Source organism: Bartonella japonica (assembly GCF_040545385.1).
Lineage (GTDB): Bacteria > Pseudomonadota > Alphaproteobacteria > Rhizobiales > Rhizobiaceae > Bartonella > Bartonella japonica.
Genome location: NZ_JBEPLT010000001.1, coordinates 266,980 through 292,666, shown reverse-complemented (window position 1 = coordinate 292,666; position 25,687 = coordinate 266,980). Strand labels below are relative to the sequence as shown.

The following is a 25,687-nucleotide window of genomic DNA, read 5'->3' as shown; positions in this document are numbered from 1 at the left end:
CCTTCAATAAATTATTTCTCACAAACCATTAAGACAGCTCATAAAAAGAACAAATTTCTGCAAAAGCTTCTGCTGCTGTATGAACAAATTTTACCAAATCGACATCGGAAGGAGAAATTGTACCTTGCTTTGCTAAATAATCAAAATTGATAACATTTTCCCAAAATTCTTTGCCAAATAATAAAATCGGAACCCGTTGCATACGCTCCATCTGTATTAAAGTTAATGTTTCAAATAATTCATCAAGAGTTCCAAATCCTCCAGGAAAAATAGCGACTACCTTCGCTCGCATTAGAAAATGCATTTTGCGCACTGCCAAATAATAAAAATTAAAGCATAAGTGTGGAGTTACATAAGGGTTGAGCTTCTGTTCATGCGGTAAAATAACATTTAAACCAATCGTTGGCGCACCGACATCAACAGCACCACGGTTTCCCGCTTCCATTATCCCTGGTCCTCCTCCTGTAACCACGACAAATTCACGATAGTTAGTTGTAAGAGAATAGCGTGAACACAAACGCGCAAATTCCCTTGCCTCATCATAATAATGTGACATAGCATGTAAATTTTTCTTTTGTGTTTCATTTTTTGCTGCCCACGCTTCTTGCCCAGGTTTAGGAATACGCGCACCACCAAACAAAACAACTGTTGACTGAATCCCACACTCTTGAAGTGTTATGTCTGGCTTTAAAAACTCAAGACCAATACGTTGTGAACGTAATTCAGGACGCATTATAAAATCTCTGTCGAGATAAGCCAAATGACACGCAGAAGAATGTACTTTCTCTGTATCAGAAATTTCATTCTCCTGATGTATAGGATCATCTACAGAATCAAGGAACGTTAATTTTTTTTCTTTTCCTTTATAGCCTTTTTTCATATAGCCTTTTTTCATGCATCCATCCTAGTTTTGCATCGTTTTATTGACTGAAAACATTTCTTCACGTAGCATAAAGAATAAATATTGAATCTTTCAACTTGTTTAATAGAAATCTGGTCATGACTTATCTCACACAACTTGAAATGATTATTGAAAAAGCATTTGACGAACGTGCTTCTATTAGTAGCACAACAAAAGGCGAAATTCGTGACAGCGTTGAACATGCATTAAATCTTCTCGATCAAGGCAAAATTCGTGTCGCTGTACGCCAAGAAAGTGGGCAATGGCATGTTCATCAATGGTTGAAAAAAGCTGTTCTTTTGTCTTTTCGTCTCAATCCTATGCGTATTATTTCTGGTGGAGCACATGAATCATATTGGTGGGATAAAGTTCCTTCAAAATTTTCTGGTTGGCAAGAAGCTGATTTTAAAAAAGCCGATTTCCGTTCAGTTCCTGGAGCAATTGTACGCCATTCGGCTTATATTGCACCCAACGTCATTTTAATGCCATCCTTTGTGAATCTTGGTGCCTTTATCGATGAAGGAACAATGGTTGATACATGGACCACCGTTGGCTCTTGTGCACAAATTGGTAAACATGTCCATCTTTCTGGCGGTGTTGGTATTGGAGGTGTTTTGGAACCACTACAAGCAAACCCAACAATTATTGAAGATCATTGTTTTATCGGGGCACGCTCTGAAGTCGTTGAAGGATGCATTATCCGCGAAGGTGCTGTTTTAAGCATGGGAGTCTTTATTGGAAAATCCACAAAGATTATTGATCGTACAACAGGAGAAACCTTTATAGGAGAAGTCCCCGCCTATGCTGTTGTTGTTCCAGGCTCTCTTCCAGGGAAACCACTGCCAAACGGTGAAATAGGTCCGGGTCTCTATTGTGCTGTTATCGTGAAACGCGTTGACAAAAAAACACGAGAAAAAATATCCATTAATGATCTTTTACGTTTCTAAAAAGAAATCTTCCAGAAACTTAGCGAAATACAAAAGCGTAATTAATCAAAAACAATATGCTCTTTATTTCATTATCTATCCATTTTGAGTGCCTGAATAAAAGCCGATTGCGGAATTTCTACTTTCCCGAATTGCCGCATGCGCTTTTTTCCTTCTTTTTGCTTTTCTAAAAGTTTTCGCTTACGCGTTACATCGCCCCCATAACATTTAGCCGTGACATCTTTACGCAAAGCACGAATTGTTTCACGCGCAATGATTTTACCACCAATGGCTGCTTGAACTGGAATCTGAAACATATGTTGAGGGATAAGATCTTTCAGTTTCTCACACATTGAACGCCCACGCCTTTCTGCAATAGTGCGATGCACAAGCATCGATAATGCATCTATAGACTCTCCATTCACCAAAATAGACATTTTAACTAAATCGCCTTCAGAATAGTCAGTCATCTGATAATCAAAAGAAGCATATCCCTTTGAGATTGATTTTAAACGATCATAAAAATCAAAAACGACTTCATTTAATGGTAAATCGTATGTCACCATGGCACGTGTTCCAACATAGGATAAACTAACCTGTATTCCCCGCCGTTCTTGGCAAAGTTCTAAAATTGATCCAAGATAATTATCAGGAGTCATTATGGTTGCTCGAATCCATGGTTCCTCAATGGAAGAAATTTTAACAACATCAGGCATATCCGCTGGATTATGGAGTTCCTTCACAGAGCCATCATTCATATTCATACGATAAACAACTGAAGGTGCTGTTGCGATTAAATCCAAATTAAATTCGCGCTCTAACCGCTCTTGAATAATTTCAAGATGAAGAAGCCCTAAAAAACCACAACGAAAACCAAAACCCAAAGCGGCTGAAGTTTCCATTTCAAAGGAAAAGCTCGCATCATTCAAACGCAATTTTCCCATAGCTGCACGCAAATCATCAAAATCGGCAGCATCAATAGGAAAAAGTCCACAAAAGACAACCGGTTGAGCCGGTTTAAAACCAGGAAGCGCTTCTTCACAAGGACGGCGCTCTTCTGTAATGGTATCACCAACCCGTGTATCAGCAACCTCTTTGATAGAAGCCGTTATAAAGCCAATTTCCCCTGGCCCTAACGCATCAACCTGAACCATTTTTGGAGTGAAAACCCCAACCCGTTCAACTGGATATTTTGCACCAGTCCCAAACATGCGAATGGTTTGACCTTTTTTTAACACACCATCGATCACCCGAACCAAAACAATCACGCCAAGATATGCATCATACCAACTATCAACCAACATTGCCTTTAAAGGCTGATTCACATCACCAGTACTCGGAGGTGGCAATTGTTTAACAATCGCTTCTAAAACATTAGGGATACCTAAACCCGTTTTTGCTGATATTTCTACTGCCTCAGATGTATCGATGCCAATAACATCCTCAATTTGTTCTTTCACACGTTCTGGCTCTGCTGCTGGAAGATCAACCTTATTGAGAACAACCACCAATTCATGAGAATTATCAATAGCTTGATAAACATTTGCCAATGTTTGTGCTTCTACCCCTTGGCTCGCATCTACCACCAATAACGAACCTTCACAAGCTGCCAATGAGCGTGAAACCTCATAAGCAAAATCTACATGACCAGGTGTATCAATAAGATTTAAAATATAGCTTTCACCATCTTTTGCTTTATAGTGCAAACGTACTGTTTGTGCCTTAATCGTAATCCCACGTTCACGCTCAATATCCATAGAATCGAGCACTTGCTCTTTCATCTCACGTGTCTCAAGTCCCCCTGTCATTTGAATCAAACGATCAGCCAAAGTGGACTTTCCGTGGTCAATATGCGCCACAATGGAAAAATTACGAATATGATTACGATCTATTGTCATACAAGGCGATTTAGCAAAGAATAGCACAAAACGCAAAGACCAATTATACTCCTTTGAAAACCTTCAAAAGAATACCTATGAAAGAACTTATCAAAACATTTCTCTTTATAGCCTAAAAAGGTTTTTATTCGTCATAAAATATAAATAATTGAAAATACCCAAATGCTCTTAACTTTTTCATATTTGTTAAGCTTATCACTCGCATGCCCGTATACTATGAGAAATGTATCTATCACCTCAATTTGCGATAAAATTCGCGAGAAATGGTCTTTTTTCTTTGTACATAATAGCCCCTTTCTTTATTAATTCTATACAAAACAAAAATTAATATCGGAGCAGCAAATTTTTTCAACCGTTACACTACAGAAACATTCTCTATTGGATAATATCTTTTTAAAAAGGTTATAGCTTCTATAAGATACCTCGATCTTCTTCCCTTAAAGACAAAAAAGTATCAAAAATTGCCTTTATTCTGCTAAAGAAACAGAATAATGAAATCTCTTCAATGGAAATATCATGAAAAAAGAGAAGCAACATTAATTAATTTTTTTCATTACTTTATCTTTTTTACGCCATTGTGAAGGTTGTAATTCCGCCACAACAATCCCAATCAAGATAAGCAGTCCTCCCAATAAAGCTAAAGGAGATAAACGTTCACCAGCCAAACGCCCAACAATTCCCGCCCATACCGGTTCACCCGCGTAAATGAGTGTTGCTCGCGTAGGAGAAATAGACTTTTGTGCCCAATTCATTGCCAATTGAATGATAGCGCTCATGAGTGCTAATCCAATACCAACACTTAGCCATATCCATGAAAATTCAGGAATACCCTCACCCATCAAAGGCATACAAAAAAATGAAAAAAGACCACCAAACAATAACTGTATAATTGTTATACGCCGACTATCAACTTTGCTGGCAAAAATTCCAATCAATATAACTTCTCCAGCAATTGCTAAAGCTCCCAACAAAGTCAAAATTTCACCTTTGGAAAAATCAAACTCTCCTACCTTTTGTCCAGAAATAAGAATAAGCCCAATAAAAGCAAAAATAATACCAATACAACAAGCTAAACGCGGTGGTTTTTTAAAAACAATCCATTGCAATATAGGTACCATCGGAACATAAAGCGCTGTGATAAAAGCGGACTGACTGCTCATAACCGTTTGAAGCCCTGCAGCTTGCAAAGAATATCCCAAAAACATTGATAAACCAATGGTCATCCCAGCAAAAATTTCATAAAAAGTTATACCTTTCATAGAACGCCAAAAAATTGTTCCACATATCAACGATGCAACAATGAAACGAAATCCAACAAAAAAAAGAGGACCACTATAATGTACTGCGATATGAATCACTAAAAATGTAATGCCCCACAATATTGTTGCAAAAAATAATGCCAATTCAGGCTTGTTTGATAAAGGATGTTTCAACCGTTTTATCATAAAAGGTCTTCCCTCAAATTTATCCACACATCTTACGAAACAATAAGCGTTCCTGCTCTCTGTTCAGTAAACAGTTCTAGCAAAACAGAATGAGGTGTTTTGCCGTTTAAAATAACAACACCTTCCACACCATTTTGAAGAGCCTTTATACAAGTCTCTACTTTTGGAATCATACCGCCTGAAATTGTTCCATCCTTGATAAGAGTTTCAACTTCAGAAATTGCTAATTCCTTTAAAAATTTACCATTTTTATCTAATACCCCCGGAACATCAGTTAAAAACAAAAGCCGTTTGGCTTTTAATGCTCCAGCAATGGCTCCAGCAAAAATATCAGCATTAATATTATAAGTTTTGCCATCACGACCTGGAGCGATAGGAGCAAGAACTGGAATTATTTCAGAATATGCTAGAAGGTCCAATAATGTACGGTCAACTTCAACAGGTTCACCAACAAATCCTAAGTCTAAAACACGCTCAATATGCGAATCAGGATCCATGACAGTTTTATAAACCTTCTTGGCAAAAACCATATTACCATCCTTGCCGCATAACCCCACTGCCCACTTACCCTCAGCGTTTATGAGAGCAACAATTTCTTTATTTATGGAACCAACCAAAACCATTTCAACCACTTCAACAATTCGTTCATCGGTTACGCGTAAACCTTTCTCAAATCGTGACTCAATCCCCATTTTCATCAAAACTTCAGCAATTTTAGGCCCCCCACCATGAACAACAATAGGATTAATTCCTGACTGCTTCAGCAAAGCAATATCACGCGCAAACGCACGCCCCACAGCAGCATCACCCATCGCATGACCGCCATATTTTACAACGACCGTTTCGTTTTCATATTTTTGCATATAAGGTAAAGCAGACGATAAAAATGCTGCTTGTTTTTCAAAAATATCTGCGGCACCATTTTTAGCATCATCCATAAAAAGGTCTCCTCATCACTTTTTACCATCTCTTAATAGAATTTAAGAAATGTGAAAACAAATTTTACTCTATCCGTCCTTCTGAAAATCGCCAATCTTTTTAAAATCACGACAAAAATAACAACAAGATAAAAAATGCAGCTTTCTTAAAAAAGACTAACCAGTGAAAAATTGAATAAAATAGATTTATAATAATTATTTTCTTATGGCTTTATGTATACAATTTAGAAAAGTTTTTAAGCTACACTTCACATTCAACGCGTTCATCACCCTTAAAAGTAAAATCATTAACAATGAATATGAGGATGTACAACTATTGATTTTATAAAATGAAAACAAAATTTTAATCATGAAATAAACTACTATATTGCCAATACAAGAAATGACTAAACCGTAAATATCTTTTATTTAAGCTAAAGCTTTGACTTTAAAACACGCCTTTTTCACATTTTTCCATTCGCTATTTAGCTTAAATCGCTCTATAAGATCTATTTTTATTTTATAATGTCTGTTGATTAACACTCATGAGGCAAGAGGGTGTAAAATACTTTTTCAACCTAATAACTCGGATAACAAATAAGTTACATTACGCTCTTTGTTACAATCTCATCGTAAAAATGCAATTCATTCCACGATCTGAGAATGCTTTTTGAAAATCTGGTAATAGCTATCTTACTAACTCTCCTCTTCAAAAACAGCCCTATGAAAAAGTTCAAACCTATTGTGATTTAAATTTAAAAATACAATACCTTATTCAAAGCCTTTATCGTCCTTTTGCAAAACAATAGCTTTATTATAATTGCGCCTTTAATGAGAGAAATTTTCAAATGCCGCGTATATTTCCGATGGAGAAAGCCGTTGAAAATAGAGTAATGCAAATTACAAAAGTAAGAGAAAGAATTTGCTTTTCTGTATCGATGACTAAGAATTTACCTAATCTCCACGCAATAGATACAAATCAGTGCTTTCTAAAATATATTTACGAAAATGTTAAATCTAAAAAAAATAATCACCAATCCTATTTATTTATACATTCTACAAAAAAGCAAAAATACCAGTTTACAGGAATGTGATGCCATTACAGATGGTGGATTAACACATTTAAAACGGGCTTATCCGAATGATAACTATCACTAAAGATGATTGGTTTTATCATATTTATAAAATTGTGCATTCGGAAGATTATCGTATCCGTTAAGCTGATAATCTCACTAAAGAGTTATCTCGCATTTCTTGTATAAAAACTGCTGAAAATTTTTGGAAATTCGTTAATGCAGGACATAAATTGGATCTCTTGCATGTCAATTATGAAATCGTAGAACCTTATCCAGTTCCTTTGAGAAAGGTAGTACAAAGCTTACTAATATCCCTGATCCTGAGAAATTCTATTATGTTACTGAAATGAAATTCGCAAAAACGGGTAAAGAAAGAAACAAGTCTACAGTTATTTTACAACAGCAATATTCATCATGACAGACCTCCTTCTTGAAACCATAAAGATAATATCGTTAATGAGAAAACCACCCTTGAATGGGTTATAAGGCATTAATGCGTTAAGACAGATAAAACGAGTGGGATACAGTTAATTGGAATACTGTTAATATAATAATGCCAATCTGCTATGCTGTTGAAATATTGGCAACCCTGCTTATCCATTGGAATTGTTTCAAAGAGTTATTATGGTAAGTTTAGAAACAATAAAAATCATTAAGAGCCTACCAAAATTGGAAATTAAAAAAAACTGAATAGACCTATAAAGCATGCTCACATGGTGAGCATACTCACTTACAAAGTTTTTTGACTAATGCTTTAAATTTGCAATCTATAGAAAATGTGCAAACCCCCTGCTTAACAGAATACGAATTAAGGCACTATAAAACTACTCTTTTAAAATTTTTATATGATGCAAACGGCACCTTTTGTTTAACTATCTCCTACAAATAAGCAAACTTAAATTATACTTCTCAAACCAAACCCAAACTGATTTATAAAGCTCATTTCAACATTGTTGTTCACAAATCATGTTTTTTCATCAATCTTGACAGCTAATCACTAATTTTGACCGGAAATATTCTCAAAAAACTCTTTCATACGTGAAAAAAAACCGTGAGACTGTGGTGAATTTTCATGATTTGAAAGCTTCTCAAATTTTTGTAACAATTCACGTTGCTCTTGCGTTAATTTCTGCGGTGTTTCAATGGTTATATGGATATAAAGATCACCCCTTGCTTGCTGACGCCGTAATATAGACATGCCTTTGCCCTTCAGACGGAATTGACGTCCATTTTGTGTACCTTCTGGAATCCTAATACGTGCTTTGACACCATCAAGGTCAGAAACCTCAAACTCTCCTCCTAAAGCAGCCGTAACCATCGAAATAGGGACACGACAATGAAGATCTGCTCCCTCTCGTTGAAAAAACTGATGCGGTTTAATGGAAAGAAAAATATAAAGATCGCCGTTTGGACCACCACGAATGCCTGCATCTCCCTCACCAGAAAGACGAATACGTGTACCATCTTCAATACCAGCTGGAATATTGACGCTCAATGAGCGGTTTTTCTCTACCCGCCTTGTTCCCTGACATTTTGGACATGGATCCGTAATAATTTCGCCACATCCATGACATAAAGGGCATGTTCGCTCAATGGAAAAGAAACCTTGTGCAGCACGCACACGACCAACACCATGACACGTTCCACAAACTTGTGGTTTAGAACCTTTTTTCGCACCTGATCCTTCACAAGCATCACAAGAAACAGAACCCATAATATTAATTTGTGCAGTTTTTCCTGAAAATGCCTCTTCCAAAGTCACTTCCATATTATAACTCAGATCAGCACCACGCTCGCGTCCATCATTGCGCTTACGATGGCTCCCTCCCATCATTTCACCAAAAAAGTCTTCAAAAATATCGGCAAATCCACCACTTGCAGCAAAACCACTAAAGGGATTTCCCTCTCGGCCATTATTTTCAAAAGCCGCATGACCAAATCGATCATAAGCAGCACGCTTTTGAGGATCTTTAAGAACCTCATAAGCTTCGCCAATTTCTTTAAATTTTCGCTCTGCTTCTTTATCCCCCGCGTTGCGATCAGGATGATACTGCATTGCCAACTTACGAAAAGCAGACTTCAACTTCTTATCATCACATTCGCGAGTTACGCCAAGAATTTCATAATAATCAACCTTCATCATGTATTCCTGATATTTTTATCATCCATTTTAATGGATAAAATTTACTTTCAATTTATATTTTTAGTAACAAAGTTGCAACTCATCTCAAATAACAAAGCCCAGCCTTATATTTCAAAGGCCGGGTTTGTTTATTAATCAATACATCTGTCTACACTATTTTTTCTTATCATCAATTTCTTCAAAATCAGCATCAACAACATCATCGGTCTTTGTGTCTGTTTCAGAATCAGCTGATGTTGCCTGCGAAGCTTCATACATAGCCTGCCCAAGCTTCATACTGGCTTCTGCTAGTTTCTGCATTTTAGCTGTTACTTCTTCAGTATCGGTACCATCAAGTGCAGTTTTCAAATCAGATATTGCAGTTTCAATCTGTTCTTTCTCTTCAGAAGAAACCTTATCACCATATTCTGCAAGCGACTTTTCCGTTGAGTGAATAAGAGCTTCTGCTTGGTTTTTAGCTTCAATACCTTCGCGGCGTTTTTTGTCTTCAGCTGCGTGCTCTTCGGCATCTTTTACCATTTTTTCAATGTCGGCATCACTCAAACCACCTGATGCTTGAATACGAATTTGATGTTCTTTACCAGTTCCCTTATCCTTTGCCGAAACATTTACAATACCATTCGCATCAATATCAAAAGTTACTTCAATCTGAGGTATACCACGCGGTGCCGGTGGAATACCGACAAGATCAAACTGAGCTAATAACTTATTATCATTAGCCATTTCGCGTTCACCTTGGAAAACACGAATAGTCACAGCACTCTGATTATCATCAGCAGTCGAAAAAACCTGCGATTTTTTGGTCGGTATAGTGGTATTGCGTTCAATGAGACGTGTAAAAACTCCACCCAATGTTTCAATACCCAAAGAGAGAGGTGTTACATCTAAAAGCAATACATCTTTTACATCGCCTTGTAATACCCCCCCTTGAATGGCTGCACCCATTGCCACAACTTCATCAGGATTAACGCCTTTGTGTGGATCCTTACCAAAGAAGCTTTGCACAACTTCTTGTATCTTGGGCATACGCGTCATGCCACCCACTAAAACAACTTCGTCAATCTCACCAGCTTTCAGTCCTGCATCCTTCAATGCTGCTTTACAAGGCTCTATCGTGCGTTGAACCAAATCATCAACTAGAGATTCAAATTTTGCCCGAGTTAACTTCATTGTTAAGTGCTTGGGACCAGATTGATCCGCTGTGATAAATGGTAAATTGATTTCAGTCTGTTGTGAAGAAGAAAGTTCAATCTTTGCCTTTTCCGCTGCTTCTTTTAAACGCTGCAACGCTAGTTTATCATTTTTCAGGTCAATCCCTTGCTCTTTTTTGAACTCATCAGCAAAATAACCGACCAAGCGCATATCAAAATCTTCACCACCTAAAAAAGTATCTCCATTGGTCGACTTAACTTCAAAAACGCCATCGCCAATTTCAAGAACAGAAATATCAAATGTACCACCACCAAGGTCGTAAACAGCAATCGTTTTTCCATCTTTTTTGTCTAAACCATACGCTAAAGCAGCAGCTGTTGGTTCATTGATAATCCGTAAAACCTCAAGCCCAGCAATTTTACCCGCATCTTTGGTAGCTTGACGTTGTGCATCATTGAAATAAGCAGGAACAGTAATAACCGCTTGCTCAACCTTTTCACCAAGATAAGATTCAGCAGTTTCTTTCATTTTTTGCAAAATCATAGCTGATATTTGTGAAGGAGAATATTTCTTACCCGCTTCTTCAACCCACGCATCACCATTATCACCCTTAATAATTTTGTAAGGTACAAGTGCTTTATCTTTTTCAACCATAGGGTCATCAAAACGGCGCCCTATCAGACGTTTAACTGCAAAAACCGTTCCTTCAGGATTCGTAACTGCTTGCCGTTTAGCAGGCTGCCCAACAAGCCGCTCTCCCCCATCAGTAAAGGCAACAACAGAAGGTGTCGTCCGTGCTCCTTCTGAATTTTCAATAACCTTTGCATTTTTGCCATCCATAACAGCAACACAAGAGTTAGTTGTCCCCAAATCAATACCAATTACTTTTGCCATATTATAATCTCCATTCAGCAAGCTACCTCAACCTTCATCAAGCATCTTTCTAAGACAGCTCCTTTATAACACATAAAGCCTGCATACCACTTCAAGTTACACAAATAATAAACTACAAGTCACAACAAGCCCTTCTGCTTCGTATATAAGAACAGGCTCTTATTGCTACAAGAGAATAATGAGAGAAACATCTCAAAATAAAATTTTTCTTTAAAAATGAGACATCTTACTTATACGTAAATACCATATCTATCAAAGATACTAACCCTATAGTATCTTTTTTACGATTCTCATAAATATATTAATTATAAAATTGAAAAAATAAGGATAATAATTGCGCACTTCTCCTTCATTTCTCAAATCTTTAATTTCTCAGAATCACCCGAAATTCTCGTTTAAAATATCGCTCAGACACACATCACCTAATTAAAATGAATATAACAGCCTTTCTTAAATTTAACCTCTTATAATGACTAGCATAAGCTTTATGCAATCAATAGTCATGTTTCTTATATCACCTAACTTATGTAGTTAAACCTTATAGTGCCATATGCTCACATTTGTAAGAACATTCTATGTTCATCAATTCTCAACAGTTTTTCTTCCAGCCATCTGCTCACTCACTACTGTTTAAAAGCCACGCTTAAAATACACCTGAACATGATATTCTCAATGACTTGAAAATTTTTTAAATTCACAAATAGATTAAGGATACCCTCTTTATTTTTACATGCACTATCACTTTGAATCTTATCGCTTTTCTCCAAAAATTATGAAACCCATGATTTTTGTGCTCACATTTAAATTCATGATGACTCTTAAACTCATGATGACTCTAAAATTCTCTCTTTTATTTTAAACAAAAACTCTGTTAAAAGTGAGAAAATATATTCATAAAGTGAAATATAAAGAAGGAGGGTAAATCAATGATAATATTTATCACAGAAAAGATAAAAAAGCTCGTATCTAACTACACAGCTCATATACAATATCCATTTAAAAAGATTATCTTAAATGTCGTATGGACTCTTCTTTTCGCTTTTATAGCCCTGCCCTCAGCCGCTCACCAATATAAAGTCGGAGATATAGAAATTCTTCATCCTTGGACGCGTGCAACACCTACAGGTATAAAAGTTGGCAGCGGTTATCTTTACATCATTAATCACGGTAATACTCCAGATCGTTTGGTGTCTGTCTCAGCAAAAGGAGTAAAAACAACAGAAATCCACTCTATGGCAGTCGTTAATGATATTATGAAGATGGAACACATGCGCCATGGCATTGAAATTCCAGGGAATGGTGAAATCACCCTTAAGCCCGGTAGCCACCATATTATGTTCATGGGGCTTTCAAAACCATTCAAAGCAGGTGACAAAGTCACCGCAAAATTAACATTTGAAAAAGCAGGAACTATTGATGTTGATTTCTCTATAAACGCTATGGTGGAAAAATCACCTTCCAACCCATCTTCTGCTCACTAAGTTCTTTTCTTACTGTTTAGTGCATAATAGCAAAAAGTGTGGAAAAACTTTTCCACACTTTTCATTTTTGTTTAACACCGCAAAAAATACCGTAAAAAATTTAATCTTTTGTCCAAATCAAGTGTGGTTAATTTCAGGAATACGCAATACCTGTCCAGGATAGATTTTGTCGGGAGATTTTAGCATCGGTTTGTTGGCTTCAAAAATGAGTGTATTTTTATCGCCTTGTCCTTTTCCATACATTTCTTCAGCAATTTTCCAAAGATTGTCACCAGATTTAACCTCATAAAAGCGAGAAGCTTTTGTAGGAACGGTGTCTGTAATTTTTAATTGATCAATATCAACGGAAGAAATCCCCTGCGAATTGCCAACAACTAAAAGCGCTTTTTCAAGTGTCTCTCTATCCGGAACTTCACCACTTAAAACAGCTTTACCATTTTCAACCCGAATATTTACTTTTTCAGTACCAAGTTGAAAGTTATCAAATGCAGCCTTAAAATCTTTTTCTTCTGGTGTATGATCCCCAATACCAAGCTTTTCACCAACCGTTTTCATAAAACTAAAAAATCCCATTATGACCTCCTTTTATGCAGCGAGAGCAATTTTTCTTGCGTATATGTCACTACACCCTTTATCTTTGCTCTTAAAACAGATAGGCGAATTTTCTAAACTTCAACAATCAAAAATCAATCTGTTCAATTCTGAAACAAAAACAACAAGAAACTTTGACAAAAAATATGTTTATAAAAGTTTTCTCTTAAGTGAATGGATCTTAATGCGCACAAAAACATTATTAAATTGCAAAGATAAAACAAGCTTTTACCGTAAAGATAAAAAGGTTTTTTCTTTGCTACAATTTGTATCATATTTGTTTTGCAAAAAAAATGCGAACTCCCATATAAATAGAGTGGGTAATTTGCTACCATGGCAATAGAAAGGTCTGAGAAACCATGAAAGATACTCCAACAATCACACAAACGATTGTACTTGTCGATGATGACCGTAATATTTTGACATCTTTATCTTTTGCACTTGAAACAGAAGGGTATCGAGTTGAAAGTTATACAGATGGAGCATCTGCACTCAAAGGTCTAACACTCCATCCTCCACACTTAGCTATTTTCGATATTAAAATGCCCAGAATGGATGGGATGGAACTTTTACGCAGACTGCGTCAAAAGTCTGATATTCCTGTTATTTTTCTTACCTCTAAAGATGACGAAATTGATGAACTGTTTGGTCTCAAAATGGGAGCTGATGATTTTATTACAAAACCTTTCTCTCAGCGTCTCCTCATCGAACGTGTAAAAGCTATCTTGCGCCGTTCCAATGCGCGTAACCAACCTCTTGCAACAGGAACCTCTCCCACTTCTTCTTTCAAACGTGGAGATCTTGTTATGGATCAAGAGCGTCACACCTGTACATGGAAAGATAAACCTGTTATTTTAACTGTTACAGAGTTTTTGATTCTACAAACTCTAGCCCAAAGACCGGGAGTCGTAAAAAGTCGTGATGCTTTGATGGATGCTGCTTATAGTGATCAAGTCTATGTAGATGACCGCACCATTGATAGTCACATTAAACGTTTGTGTAAAAAGTTTAAACAAGTGGATGATGATTTTGCAATGATTGAAACACTTTATGGTGTAGGTTATCGTTTCCATGAGGTATGAAACTAGTTTGTCGCGACAATTTGAACGGCGATCAAATCAATGACAAAAAACACTCAACTGGAAACTCTACAAGAAGCAGCACAAAATGGTATCACTCCCACATCATTTCCTATGCTTTCTCGTTCACGTCTTCGGATACAGCGTCTTTTCAGGCAATTGCTTTTTTCCAGTCTTACACGTCGTATTGTCATATTAAATGTTGCTGCTCTTGCTATTTTAGTAACAGGTATTTTATACCTTAACCAATTTCGTGATGGGTTGATTGAAGCAAAAATTAAAAGTTTATGCACTCAAGGAAAAATTATTGCTGGAGCCATTGCTGCTTCCGCGACTGTGGATACGAATTCTATTCTTATTGATCCCCAAAAACTTCTAGAATTACAAGCTGGAGAAAGCGTTACACCTGCACCTCAATCAACAGATTCTTGGGATTTTCCTATTAATCCTGAACAGGTTGCTCCTCTTTTACGTCGGCTTATCACACCCAAAACAACAAGAGCACGTATTTATGATCGCGATGCAACTTTACTTCTTGATTCGCGGGTTCTTTATTCTAGCGGTGAAGTTTTTAGCTATAATTTACCCCCACTAAAAACTGAACAAACCATGTGGGAACGTTTTACTTCATGGTTTTCAAGCATATTTTATGGTGGTGGTCTTGCTATTGATAGAGAACAAGCAAAAAACAGTAATATTGCTTACCCAGAAGTGTACAGAGCATTAAATGGATCTCTTGCAACTGCCAAACGACGCAATAGACAAGGACAATTAATCGTTTCTGTTGCTGTGCCCGTTCAACGTTATCGTGCAGTGGTGGGAGCACTCCTTCTTTCAACGACTGGTTCAGATATTGATGACATTGTAAAAGGTGAAAGACTGGTCATTTTTAAAGTTTTTGCCGTGGTTGGAACTGTACTTTTAGTGCTTTCCATATTTTTAGCCCACACAATTGCTCATCCTTTGAGCAAATTGTCTGCCTCTGCCAACCGTGTACGCAATGGAAATAATAAGCGCGTAGAAATTCCTGATTTTTCAATGCGTGAAGATGAAATTGGTCATCTTTCGACCTCTATTCGTGATATGACCAATGCACTTTATATGCGCATTGAAGCCATTGAACGTTTTGCTGCTGATGTAAGTCACGAATTAAAAAATCCTCTAACCTCACTGCGAAGTGCTGTTGAAACACTTCCACTCGCTAAAAATGAAGAAGCTCAGGAACAATTGTATGAAATTATTCAACATGATGTCCGTCGTCTTGACCGATTGATTACCGATATTTCTGATGCCTCACGGCTCGATGCAGAGCTTGCCCGTGAAACTGCACAAATCGTTGATATGACACCACTTTTGGAAAGTCTTGTTCATGCCGCTCAAGAAGTATACCGTAATACGCAAGCCATTGATATAAGTCTTCATATCATTCCACGGCCCCATGGAAAAGCCTATCTTGTATTGGGACATGAGCTTCGTTTGGGACAAGTTATTTCCAATCTTATTGAAAATGCACGCTCCTTCATCCCCCATGATAATGGAAAAATTCATATCACTATGAAAAGTCATGCTTCAACTCTGATCTTAACCGTTGAAGACAATGGTCCTGGTATTCGTTCAGAAAATATTGAACACATTTTTGAACGCTTCTATACTGATCGACCAAACGAAGATGCTTTTGGACAAAATTCAGGACTCGGACTTTCTATTAGTCGGCAGATCATCGAAGCTCATAATGGAACAATTACTGCCGAAAATATTATTGACCCTGAACTTGAAAACAGTAAAACTGGTGCGCGTTTTATTATTATGCTTCCCTTCGCTAAATAAACCTTTTACCCAAAGCAAAAGGCATGAAAACAAAAAATAAAATATTACACGCAAATTGCCTTCAAATAGGGGGGAAGGGACTGTTGATTATAGGCCCTTCTGGTTCAGGAAAATCAACCCTTACCCTTGCTTTACTTGACCGTGCCGAGTGGTCAAAACGTGAAGCAAAACTTATTAGTGACGATTATACAATGCTCTGTATAGAAAATGGAAAACTTCACGGATATACTCCAGAAGGTTTAGATGGAGGTATCGAGATTCGCGGTGTGGGACTATATATGATAGGGTTTGAAAAACATACAATCATCGATTGCGTTATTACACTTGGCTCTGAATATGAACGTTTTTCCACAGGACAAACTTTTCAGTTTGCAGATATACACATCCCTCTTTTAAAACTCCCTAGCCTTCGTGAAGCCGATTGTACAGCCATTTGTCAGGCTATTGAAGCATTCTTTTTTAGAAAAATATGGCGCAAATCTGTTTAATTTTTTTCTAAAGATAAAAAAATCATTATTTTTGCTTTTTTTTTGCAAATTTTTCTTGGCAGCAAGACAAAGCTTTGTAAAATATACTTTCTACCGATATGGTCAGATATTGAGTTAACAGGAGTTTGTGTAATGATTGGACTCGTGCTTGTAACGCACGGTGAGTTAGCTGTCGAATTTTTACATGCTGTAGAACATGTTGTTGGAACGCAAGAAAAATTTGAAACAATATGTATCTACCCCGATGATGATATGGATCAGCGACGAGGTGATATTATGTCCGCTGTCTCCTCTACAGATACAAATAATGGTGTCATTATATTAACAGATGTGTTCGGTGGAACTCCGTCAAATATAGCCGTCCCTGCTATTGAAAAAGGACGGGTCGAAATGATTGCAGGTGTCAACCTACCTATGCTCATTAAATTGATTTCTATTCGCCAGTGCCCTGATATTTCATTAACAGAAGCTTTAAGAATAGCACAAGAAGCAGGACGTAAATATATTAATGTGCCAATATGATTATATAGCGGATAATTAACACTCATGCTTTCCAAGTCCCCTCTTCCCTCTATACTAAGTCGTCATTTCAATATTTCTAATAAGCGTGGGTTGCATGCGCGCGCTTCTGCAAAATTTGTCCAAATTGTTGACAATTTTGACGCCATTGTTGAAGTTGAAAAAGATGGAAAAATCGTTGGTGGATCATCAATCATGGGGCTTATGATGTTAGCGGCTTCACCTGGGTGCAATCTTACTATTCGCGTTTCAGGACCAGAAGCAACTGACGCACTCGATGCTCTTGAAAAACTCATTAATAATAAATTTGGAGAGGAGAACTAAAGTTTCTTACTTTCAAAAAGCTATGATTACTCTTAAAATAAGGAAGAATTTCTTGCCATTATTATTTTGACTGGCTATTTTTCGGAGCAACATGCTAGTATCATTATCATATCTTCCAGCTCATGCTAGTGTAATAACCCCTTGAATTTAGACGATCCATAAGAAGTCTTTTAGTCATTTTTTAAACAGTTTTTACCCACGATATAGCCATACTTACAACGTATAAGCGAATAGTTTTTGATTCAATATAAACAGACTTGAAACGAAACAAACTTACAATATTCGCAGCTAAAACTCAATATAAAAACAATAAATTACCATTATAAATCAATGATTTGCTATTAAACTTATCAATTCTCATATCTATTATGGATTGGCATTCTAGTTATTAGTTAAATGTAAGTGCTCATAGAAATTGTATCATGCATAATATTTGTGTTTGCTTTTATTACCAGCTGTGTGCAACAAATTTGAATATTTTCTGCTGTGTGTTGTTGTTATCGCACTGAACATATGTGAATAATATTTACAAAAAAGAGAAAAATTTATCCCTTGATTATATATGTTCGCCTTTAAGCTCATTTAGAAAAAGTAAAAAGACCTCACAATGAGAAATTCATCAACTTTCTTCATCTTAAACTGTATTTATGATGTTTATAGATAAAATTATAATCAACCTTTTCTGCATATTCTTGTGAAGTAACACCTAAAAATACAACTTTTAGTGCATCATAACTATTTTTTTAAGATTCATAAGCTTTGTGAATTCAATTCATCATTATAGAGCAAAATATTTTTTAGATATTATTTTTCTGCATGATTGCCTTACCTGTAATGGTACACTGCATTTTCAACTCGTTCACCATTATGTTTGCGTTAGCATCTTTTCACTCTAAGGAGATATCATGTATCGTTTGTTTAGTGCTCTTCAAACTCCTCAACAAATAACAGAAGCGCTCACATCGCTACAAAATGGTTTACCAAATGCACAATGGATTAATCCGAAAAATTTTCATGTCACTTTATCTTTTTTTGGTGAAGTTGAAAGCGCTGTAGCTGATAAACTTATATGTGCCTTTGATACGATAAAACTCCCTCCTTTTGTATTACGAACAAAAGGTTTTGAAGTTTTTAGTTCAAAAAATATTCCATATTCTCTTGTTGTCCGCATTGAACCTTGTGAAAGCCTCAATCTTTTACACGAAAAAATGCAATATATTCGAAACAGCTTAGGGTTACCCCCTGATAAAAAACAATTTATTCCGCATATTACTCTTGCACGACTGCTTAATATTAAGCCTGATGATCTTTCTTCTTATCTCTTTTCTCGAGGTAATTTTTTATTTCCTCCTTTTGAGATTGATCATTTTGTTTTATTATTATCGCCATCTCCCTTAAGTTATGCCTCATATATTGTAAAAGGGAACTGGAAACTTCAAAGATAAAAGGGTGCCGTAACAACCCTTTATAATTCCCTTTAGTCAAATAGCTCATAAAATTGAGTTGTTGTGATGTTATATTTTTGCGTTCGTATCGCTATTGTATATTTCAAGCAGAATCAGACGCGACAGAAGATTCTTTCATTCCCCCTTTGGCGACACCAACTATAGCGGGACGCAAAACACGTTCACCGATAATATAACCCGCCTGAACAACTTGCTGAACGGTATTATCTGGTACCTCGGAATTAGGGATTTCAAACATTGCTTGATGAAAATGAGGATCAAATTTTTGCCCTTCTGGGTAAATTTTTTGCACTCCATGGCGCTCTAGAGCTGCCATCATTGCACGCTCCGTCATTTCCACACCCTCAGCTAATGTTTTCAAGCCAGAATCATTCTCTTTTTCCTCTTCTGGAATAGCTTCCAAAGCACGATTAAGATTATCAGAAACAGATAACATATCCCGTGCAAAATTAGCGATTGAATAGGTCTTCGCATCCGCCACATCACGCGCAGTACGACGTCGAAGATTTTCCATATCTGCAGCAAGACGTAAAAGTTGATCTTTTAATTCTTTATTTTCAGCCTGCAAAGCAGTTAAAGGATCAATAGACTCATTGCCTTCTTCTTCAACTTCTGCACGTGCCTCTGCTTCACGTGTTTTTAAAAATTCATCAGCAGCCTGTTTAAGCGCATCACGATCAGCTGGATTTTTCAAATCGCAATTTTCAAATGAAGCGTCAGTAAATTTGTTTTTTTCATCAGACATAAAAATTCTATTCCTTCATAAGATTTGTTATTCTCGATATTGAAATTTTAGATACAAAAATCAAGGGGGCTTTACGTATTTTAATAGAATGCATATCTATAGGATAAATATCTACCTTATCATTTTAACGCAAGAGTTGTGACACAAGTTGAGCGGTGTAATCAACCATGGGAACAATTCTCGCATAATTAAGGCGTGTAGGACCAATAACTCCTAAAGCACCAATGACTCTTTGCTTTGAATCACGATAAGGCGCAACCACTAAAGAAGAACCAGAAAGTGAAAATAACTTATTTTCCGAACCAATAAAAATACGAACTCCAGACCCTTCATCTGCTAAATCAAGTAACTGCGCCATACTTTCACGTGTTTCTAAATCATCAAACAAGTGTCGTAGACGCTCTAAATCCTCTTCTACCTTCACATCTTCAAGTAAATTACTTCGCCCACGTACAATAAGGTGTATTTTATGATCAGCATCTTCTCCACCCCAAAGAGCTAATCCTGTTTCAACAAGATGATGAGACAAATGATCGAGTGCAGCGCGTGTTTCTGAGCATAAACGTGCAATTTCTTCTTTAGCTTCACTCAACGTACGCCCCTGAATATGGGCATTGAGAAAATTCGTTGCCTCTGTCAATTGTGCATGGGTAACCCCTTCTGGTAAATGAATAATACGGTTTTCAACCTCACCTTGTTGAGTCACTAAGACAGCAAGAGCATGTTCTCCATCAAGGCGTACAAATTCAATATGCTTCAATGTTCCTTCGTGTTTTGCTGCTAAAACAAGCCCTGCCCCACGTGAAAGATCTGAAAGAACTCGGCTTGCCTGAATGAAAAAATGTTCTACTGACTGCGCATGGCCAGCTTCCTTGACTTGTATTGCAATATTTTCGCGTTCTTCATTTGGCAATTCACCGGCTTCCATAAATGCATCAACAAAAAATCGTAAGCCTGATTGTGTAGGCATACGCCCAGCAGATACATGAGGAGCATAAATCAAACCGAGATGTTCGAGATCACTCATGACATTACGAATTGTCGCAGGTGATAATGTCTGTTGCAAAAGCCGTGAAAGATTTCGTGAACCCACAGGTTCACCATCATTAAGATAAGCCTCAACAATATGGCGAAAAATATCACGTGAACGTTTATCAAGATATTTTAGTGCATCGTCAATAGGTCTATACTTCATTATAATTATTTCACTACTTTAAAAATACTCTCTTCTTATATAAGTTCTGCCAAGGTACGGTCAAATAATCTAAAGCAGTGCGAAAGCATATTATGTATTTATCATAAAAAATGCTATCATCAAAGACAAAGAACCACGTATATATCTTTTCAATTATTTTCCTTACAAAATATGAAAGGTTTCATTTAAGTGAAATATCAATCAATATCCAAAAAAATTGCAAAGATTGTATTACATAAAATCTGGCAAAACCCGTATTGAATGTTTAAGCTGGTTTTTTAGTATAGACCCCCTTTCATTTCTGGAGAAATGTATATGAGAAGCATAACAGACAAAAAACTCGTCATTGCTACACATAACACCGGTAAATTGCATGAAATTACCACTTTGGTCTCTCCTTTCGGTTTAACAATCCAATCAGCAAAAGAGCTCGGATTGCCAGAACCACAAGAAACAGGAATAACATTTGAAGAAAATGCCTACATAAAAGCTTTTTCAGCAGCAAAAAATACAGGAATTCCTGCTCTTTCTGATGATTCAGGCTTGGAAGTAGATGCGTTGAATGGAGCGCCAGGCGTTTATACAGCTGATTGGGCAGTTCAACCCGATGGAACACGTGACTTTCCAAAAGCAATGCAAAAAATAGAAGATGAACTCCAAAAAATTGGAGCTCATGAAAAAAGCCAACGAAAATGCCGTTTTATATCAGTCATCTGTATTGCATGGCCCGATGCTCATGCAGATTATTTCCACGGCAGCGTTGAAGGTATATTCGTTTGGCCTCCACGTGGAAACAAAGGTTTTGGTTTTGATCCAATTTTTTTACCAGATGGATATGTCAACACCTTTGGCGAAATGTCGACAGAGCAAAAACATGGATGGAAACTCAATGATAAAACACCTCTTTCACATCGTGCACGTGCTTTCAAACTTTTAGCAGAAAACCTTTTGACACTGTCATGAATGAACCTTTTGGTATTTACATTCATTGGCCCTTTTGCGCTGCAAAATGTCCTTATTGTGATTTTAACTCACATGTTCGTGTCCATGGCGTTGATCAACCACGTTTTGTAACCGCCTTTAAACGCGAAATAGAAACACAGTATCATAAAATAGGTCCACGCCATATTACGAGTATTTTTATTGGTGGAGGAACACCTTCTCTTATGACACCTCAGACTGTTGATGCCTTGTTGCAAACACTTGCAAAAAAGTGGACAGTTGATAATAAAGTTGAAATTACGCTGGAAGCAAACCCATCAAGTGTGGAAGCAGAACGCTTTCGTGGATATCGTGCAGCAGGCGTTAACCGTTTGTCCCTCGGTGTACAAGCACTCAATGATAAAGCACTGCGACAACTTGGCCGTCTCCACGATGTAAAACAAGCTCTTCACGCTATTGCTTTAGCGCGGGAGATTTTTCCCCGTTTATCTTTTGACTTAATCTATGCCCGTCCCGAACAAACACTCGAACAATGGAAATACGAACTTTTTCAAGCAATTGAATTGGCTGCAGACCACCTTTCTCTTTACCAACTGACTATCGAAGAAGGAACAGCTTTTAAACGGCTTTATGCCGCAGGAAGGCTTATCCTTCCCACTTCAGAACTCGCAGCAGACATGTATCATCTTACTCAAGAAATAACTGCACAGCATGGACTTCCCGCTTATGAAATCTCAAATCATGCAATTCCTGGTGCTGAATCAGCACACAATCTTCTCTATTGGCGTTATCATGAATATGCGGGTTTTGGTCCAGGAGCCCACGGTCGCTTTATTGAGCACTCACCGAATCATTCCTCTGTTTCTTCAAAATCATCCTCTTCTCCGATCGAACACCGTGAACGTTATGTCACAATAAATGAAAAATATCCCGAACATTGGCTCGAATTGGTAGAAACTATAGGACATGGCTGTGTTGAAACAGAACAATTAACCACTAAGCAACAAGCAAATGAAATGCTCCTCATGGGCTTGCGTCTTTGCGAAGGTTTAGATCTTTCGCGTTATGAAATCTTAAACCCCAAAAGATTACCAATAGAAAAACTTATTAACTTACAAAAACAAGGACTCTTGAAAATGTCAGGAAACCAGCGCTTAAAAGCAACAAGCAAAGGACGAATTCTGCTTGATCACATCATCAGCCAATTGGCAAACTAAAATCTCTATGATTCTTATCTACCACCATATCAATTGTAATGTAATCTTTACGGTTTTTAATTTGCCGTAAAGGTGTTTTTGCAAAAATAATCACTTCCTCTTGAAAAAACATCTCTCAAAAAATTTATTTTTATACAGAAACTTTAGAATATAATATCCTGTCCATTATACACTACCCTTGGCATTTGTTGAGATACAAGCTGTACATCGCCATTATATCATCCTCTATTCTAAACAACTCATGATCTCATACAACAATCAAGGTATTACTATATTTAACAAGAAAATATTTTCAACATAGCAAAAACAACATTTTCATCGCCTTAATTTAGTCTTTTAAGACAAAAAACTGAAATAATTCTCTTTCAACTTATATTAAAAACGTTTTATTTCAATTTTAAAAAACGTAAAAAAATACTATAACTTACTGAACTTAATAATTTCGCAAATCTATATTACTGTAACTTCCTTAAAATTTTTAAGATTTTTGTATTCCCTCTAATAGAGATAGAATCTTTAGCTAATGAGCTGGTGACACCATTTTTAAAGGATTATCAAGCGTTATTATTTGTATGTGAGAAGGAGAGAATTTTGCTTCTTGGGACAAGAAAAGCCTCCCTTAGAAGCAACCAAATATGAAAGCTAGCTCCACAATTAACTGCTTCTATTGTTATACTTCATAAATAATTTTCATCTACTTGGTTCACTCTCGTAATATTAATATTCGTAGACAACCCTAAAGAAATAGCATAGTGACAAAATACAAATGTAGACTCGATATCATTTTATTGAGGCATAATCGTAAGAGTGTAACCCCTAAATTCTTTAATTCCCAGATATCCGACCGATTAATATTATGTGGATGTGCAATAAGAAAAAGCTTAGCATCCGGCACAACGCACATACACATAATAGCTGAACCATAATCATTAGAGGCACAACGCCATTCAACCCACATTGTCCACGGGGTTAAACGAACCCTTCCGATAATCAATCTCAATATATTCTACTCGATATTCTACTCGAGCATCTGTCAGATTTTTAATATGCTCAATGATGTATAACGTACTCGAGGAAAAAATGAATTTGATTCTGATATCCGCTATCGAGCAAAGTAACATCAATATTTTTAAGCATAACTTCCCCCCTAATCTGATTATTTAACTTGATTTTTTTCCAAGATCATAAAATAATTTGCTTTTCGAATATAAATTATAAAACCCACGATACAGCATGTCGCCAATAAAATAGCGACACCCCATGGGTTGTGTCCGGATATTTTCCCGATAACTGCAGAACTTAGCGCAGCACTTCCTAATTGCAAAGCTCCCATAACACCAGATACTGCTCCAGCAGCTTGTGGATGTGAAGAAATAGCCAATGCTGTTCCTAATGGTAATAAAAAACCATTGCCAAAAGTAAGAAGAGAAATAGCACTTAAACTCGTTACAAGCGGCCACGGACTTACATAAATTTGTAGAGCAAACAATATTCCCCCCATAACAAAAATAACATATCCACGCCGAATAGTACGTTCCATAGATTCTCGTTTAAGAAATCTTCGCGCTACTAGGTTACCTAGAACATAAGTTAAAGAAACACCAATGTAACTATAACCAATATAGAAAGTTGATATGCCCAAAGCTGTGAGAAAAAAAGGTGACTCTACAATGTAAGCAAAATAAGTTGCATATGCAAAACAGGGAATCAGAGCATAAAAGATAAACTGTTTGTTTCTAAAAACACCTAAACTGCTCTTCATGATTCCTACAGGAGTAAAAGATTGACGTTTTATGGGAGGAAGAGTTTCCGTTAATACAAAATAACAGAGAAAAATAGTGAAAAGTATAAAAAGGCTTAGAAAAATAAAAGTGGCTTGCCAATTAAAAGCTTGTAATAAGATCCCCCCAATGAATGGAGCGATTGCTGGTGATGTACCAACAAAGGGAAAAATAACCAAATAAAGCTTTCCTGCAGCCTTTTTATCCATCAAATCGTTGATAATAGCACGACTTAAAACAATACCCGAACAGGCTCCAAGACCTTGTAAAAAGCGTAGTGCAAAAAAAGCTTGAAGATTGACTGTGTAAATTATACCCACTGTAGTACAAAGCCATAAAAACAAGCCAAATAGAAGCGTTTTTTTACGTCCAAAATTGTCACTGAGCGGCCCATAAACGAGTTGTCCAATAGCTAATGCCAATAAAAAAATTGCCACTGCATTTTGAATCTGGGATTCCGTCACTTGATAGTATTGGCGCATCTCTCCAAGCGCCGGTAGAAAAATATCAGTAGAAATCAAACCTCCCACTGATAAACAAACAATAAGTAGCGTAAATAATAGCGTAGGCTTATAACACATAAAAAAAACCTTTCATAGAATTTCGTTTTTTATAATTACAAACCCTTACTATTTTAAAAACATAATTCCTTTATATTTTGTCTTTACCTACAAATATCA

Annotated in this window: 21 protein-coding genes and 1 pseudogene; 11 read left to right on the top strand and 11 right to left on the bottom strand. The window is 36.7% G+C overall.

Annotation, left to right across the window (positions count from 1 at the left end):
* Positions 1 to 28 precede the first annotated feature (28 nt).
* Positions 29 to 895, bottom strand: a complete 867-nt coding sequence (locus ABID39_RS01265) for an LOG family protein (protein WP_354185229.1) — start codon at positions 893 to 895, stop codon at positions 29 to 31.
* 104 nt (positions 896 to 999) lie between these two features.
* On the opposite strand from ABID39_RS01265, the gene dapD reads away from it, so the two are divergent.
* Complete coding sequence (gene dapD / locus ABID39_RS01260) at positions 1,000 to 1,848, top strand: 2,3,4,5-tetrahydropyridine-2,6-dicarboxylate N-succinyltransferase (protein ID WP_354185227.1); 849 nt, start codon at positions 1,000 to 1,002, stop codon at positions 1,846 to 1,848.
* Between the two features lie 71 nt (positions 1,849 to 1,919).
* Here the strand turns inward: dapD and lepA are convergent, their stop codons facing one another.
* From lepA to argB, 3 genes are all read right to left on the bottom strand, one after another.
* Positions 1,920 to 3,725 (bottom strand): translation elongation factor 4, encoded by a 1,806-nt coding sequence (lepA, locus tag ABID39_RS01255; RefSeq protein WP_354185383.1) that lies wholly within the window; start codon positions 3,723 to 3,725, stop codon positions 1,920 to 1,922.
* Positions 3,726 to 4,261: 536 nt separating this feature from the next.
* Entirely contained in the window at positions 4,262 to 5,170 is a 909-nt protein-coding gene (locus ABID39_RS01250) for a DMT family transporter (protein ID WP_354185225.1), read from the bottom strand.
* 32 nt (positions 5,171 to 5,202) lie between these two features.
* Positions 5,203 to 6,108 (bottom strand): acetylglutamate kinase, encoded by a 906-nt coding sequence (gene argB, locus ABID39_RS01245; RefSeq protein ID WP_354185223.1) that lies wholly within the window; start codon positions 6,106 to 6,108, stop codon positions 5,203 to 5,205.
* A gap of 749 nt (positions 6,109 to 6,857) precedes the next feature.
* On the opposite strand from argB, the pseudogene ABID39_RS01240 reads away from it, so the two are divergent.
* A pseudogene (locus ABID39_RS01240) lies at positions 6,858 to 7,853 on the top strand (type ISP restriction/modification enzyme); the annotation flags it as partial.
* A gap of 307 nt (positions 7,854 to 8,160) precedes the next feature.
* Here the strand turns inward: ABID39_RS01240 and dnaJ are convergent.
* Both dnaJ and dnaK read right to left on the bottom strand, forming a co-directional pair.
* Positions 8,161 to 9,303, bottom strand: a complete 1,143-nt coding sequence (dnaJ, locus tag ABID39_RS01235) for a molecular chaperone DnaJ (protein ID WP_354185381.1) — start codon at positions 9,301 to 9,303, stop codon at positions 8,161 to 8,163.
* A gap of 156 nt (positions 9,304 to 9,459) precedes the next feature.
* Positions 9,460 to 11,352, bottom strand: coding sequence for a molecular chaperone DnaK (gene dnaK / locus ABID39_RS01230; RefSeq protein ID WP_354185221.1), 1,893 nt, complete (start codon positions 11,350 to 11,352; stop codon positions 9,460 to 9,462).
* Positions 11,353 to 12,278: 926 nt separating this feature from the next.
* On the opposite strand from dnaK, the gene ABID39_RS01225 reads away from it, so the two are divergent.
* Positions 12,279 to 12,833: a copper chaperone PCu(A)C gene (locus tag ABID39_RS01225; RefSeq protein WP_354185219.1), complete on the top strand. Its 555-nt coding sequence runs from the start codon at positions 12,279 to 12,281 to the stop codon at positions 12,831 to 12,833.
* 117 nt (positions 12,834 to 12,950) lie between these two features.
* Here ABID39_RS01225 and lysM read toward each other — a convergent pair whose 3' ends face one another.
* The gene (gene lysM / locus ABID39_RS01220) at positions 12,951 to 13,406 is read right to left on the bottom strand and encodes a peptidoglycan-binding protein LysM (protein WP_354185217.1); all 456 of its coding nucleotides are present in this window, start codon (positions 13,404 to 13,406) and stop codon (positions 12,951 to 12,953) included.
* A gap of 377 nt (positions 13,407 to 13,783) precedes the next feature.
* On the opposite strand from lysM, the gene ABID39_RS01215 reads away from it, so the two are divergent.
* From ABID39_RS01215 to thpR, 6 genes are all read left to right on the top strand, one after another.
* Positions 13,784 to 14,506 carry a response regulator transcription factor gene (locus ABID39_RS01215; RefSeq protein WP_354185215.1) on the top strand — a complete coding sequence of 241 codons (723 nt, stop codon included), beginning with the start codon at positions 13,784 to 13,786 and terminating at the stop codon, positions 14,504 to 14,506.
* Between the two features lie 39 nt (positions 14,507 to 14,545).
* Positions 14,546 to 16,330, top strand: a complete 1,785-nt coding sequence (locus tag ABID39_RS01210; protein WP_354185213.1) for a sensor histidine kinase — start codon at positions 14,546 to 14,548, stop codon at positions 16,328 to 16,330.
* A 23-nt stretch (positions 16,331 to 16,353) separates the two neighbouring features.
* Positions 16,354 to 16,818, top strand: a complete 465-nt coding sequence (locus tag ABID39_RS01205) for an HPr kinase/phosphatase C-terminal domain-containing protein (protein ID WP_354185211.1) — start codon at positions 16,354 to 16,356, stop codon at positions 16,816 to 16,818.
* Between the two features lie 132 nt (positions 16,819 to 16,950).
* Positions 16,951 to 17,340, top strand: coding sequence for a PTS sugar transporter subunit IIA (locus ABID39_RS01200; RefSeq protein ID WP_354185209.1), 390 nt, complete (start codon positions 16,951 to 16,953; stop codon positions 17,338 to 17,340).
* A gap of 24 nt (positions 17,341 to 17,364) precedes the next feature.
* The gene (locus ABID39_RS01195) at positions 17,365 to 17,661 is read left to right on the top strand and encodes an HPr family phosphocarrier protein (protein ID WP_354185207.1); all 297 of its coding nucleotides are present in this window, start codon (positions 17,365 to 17,367) and stop codon (positions 17,659 to 17,661) included.
* Between the two features lie 905 nt (positions 17,662 to 18,566).
* Positions 18,567 to 19,106, top strand: coding sequence for an RNA 2',3'-cyclic phosphodiesterase (gene thpR, locus ABID39_RS01190; RefSeq protein WP_354185205.1), 540 nt, complete (start codon positions 18,567 to 18,569; stop codon positions 19,104 to 19,106).
* A gap of 103 nt (positions 19,107 to 19,209) precedes the next feature.
* Here thpR and grpE read toward each other — a convergent pair whose 3' ends face one another.
* Positions 19,210 to 19,872, bottom strand: coding sequence for a nucleotide exchange factor GrpE (gene grpE / locus ABID39_RS01185; protein WP_354185203.1), 663 nt, complete (start codon positions 19,870 to 19,872; stop codon positions 19,210 to 19,212).
* Positions 19,873 to 19,996: 124 nt separating this feature from the next.
* Positions 19,997 to 21,067, bottom strand: a complete 1,071-nt coding sequence (gene hrcA, locus ABID39_RS01180; protein ID WP_354185201.1) for a heat-inducible transcriptional repressor HrcA — start codon at positions 21,065 to 21,067, stop codon at positions 19,997 to 19,999.
* Positions 21,068 to 21,382: 315 nt separating this feature from the next.
* On the opposite strand from hrcA, the gene rdgB reads away from it, so the two are divergent.
* Positions 21,383 to 22,030: an RdgB/HAM1 family non-canonical purine NTP pyrophosphatase gene (gene rdgB / locus ABID39_RS01175; RefSeq protein ID WP_354185199.1), complete on the top strand. Its 648-nt coding sequence runs from the start codon at positions 21,383 to 21,385 to the stop codon at positions 22,028 to 22,030.
* Positions 22,027 to 23,226, top strand: coding sequence for a radical SAM family heme chaperone HemW (hemW, locus tag ABID39_RS01170; protein ID WP_354185197.1), 1,200 nt, complete (start codon positions 22,027 to 22,029; stop codon positions 23,224 to 23,226). Before rdgB ends, hemW begins: the two co-directional genes overlap by 4 nt.
* 736 nt (positions 23,227 to 23,962) lie before the next feature.
* Here the strand turns inward: hemW and ABID39_RS01165 are convergent.
* The gene (locus ABID39_RS01165; protein WP_354185195.1) at positions 23,963 to 24,226 is read right to left on the bottom strand and encodes a hypothetical protein; all 264 of its coding nucleotides are present in this window, start codon (positions 24,224 to 24,226) and stop codon (positions 23,963 to 23,965) included.
* 156 nt (positions 24,227 to 24,382) lie between these two features.
* Positions 24,383 to 25,588, bottom strand: a complete 1,206-nt coding sequence (locus ABID39_RS01160) for a multidrug effflux MFS transporter (protein WP_354185193.1) — start codon at positions 25,586 to 25,588, stop codon at positions 24,383 to 24,385.
* Between the last annotated feature and the right edge of the window lie 99 nt (positions 25,589 to 25,687).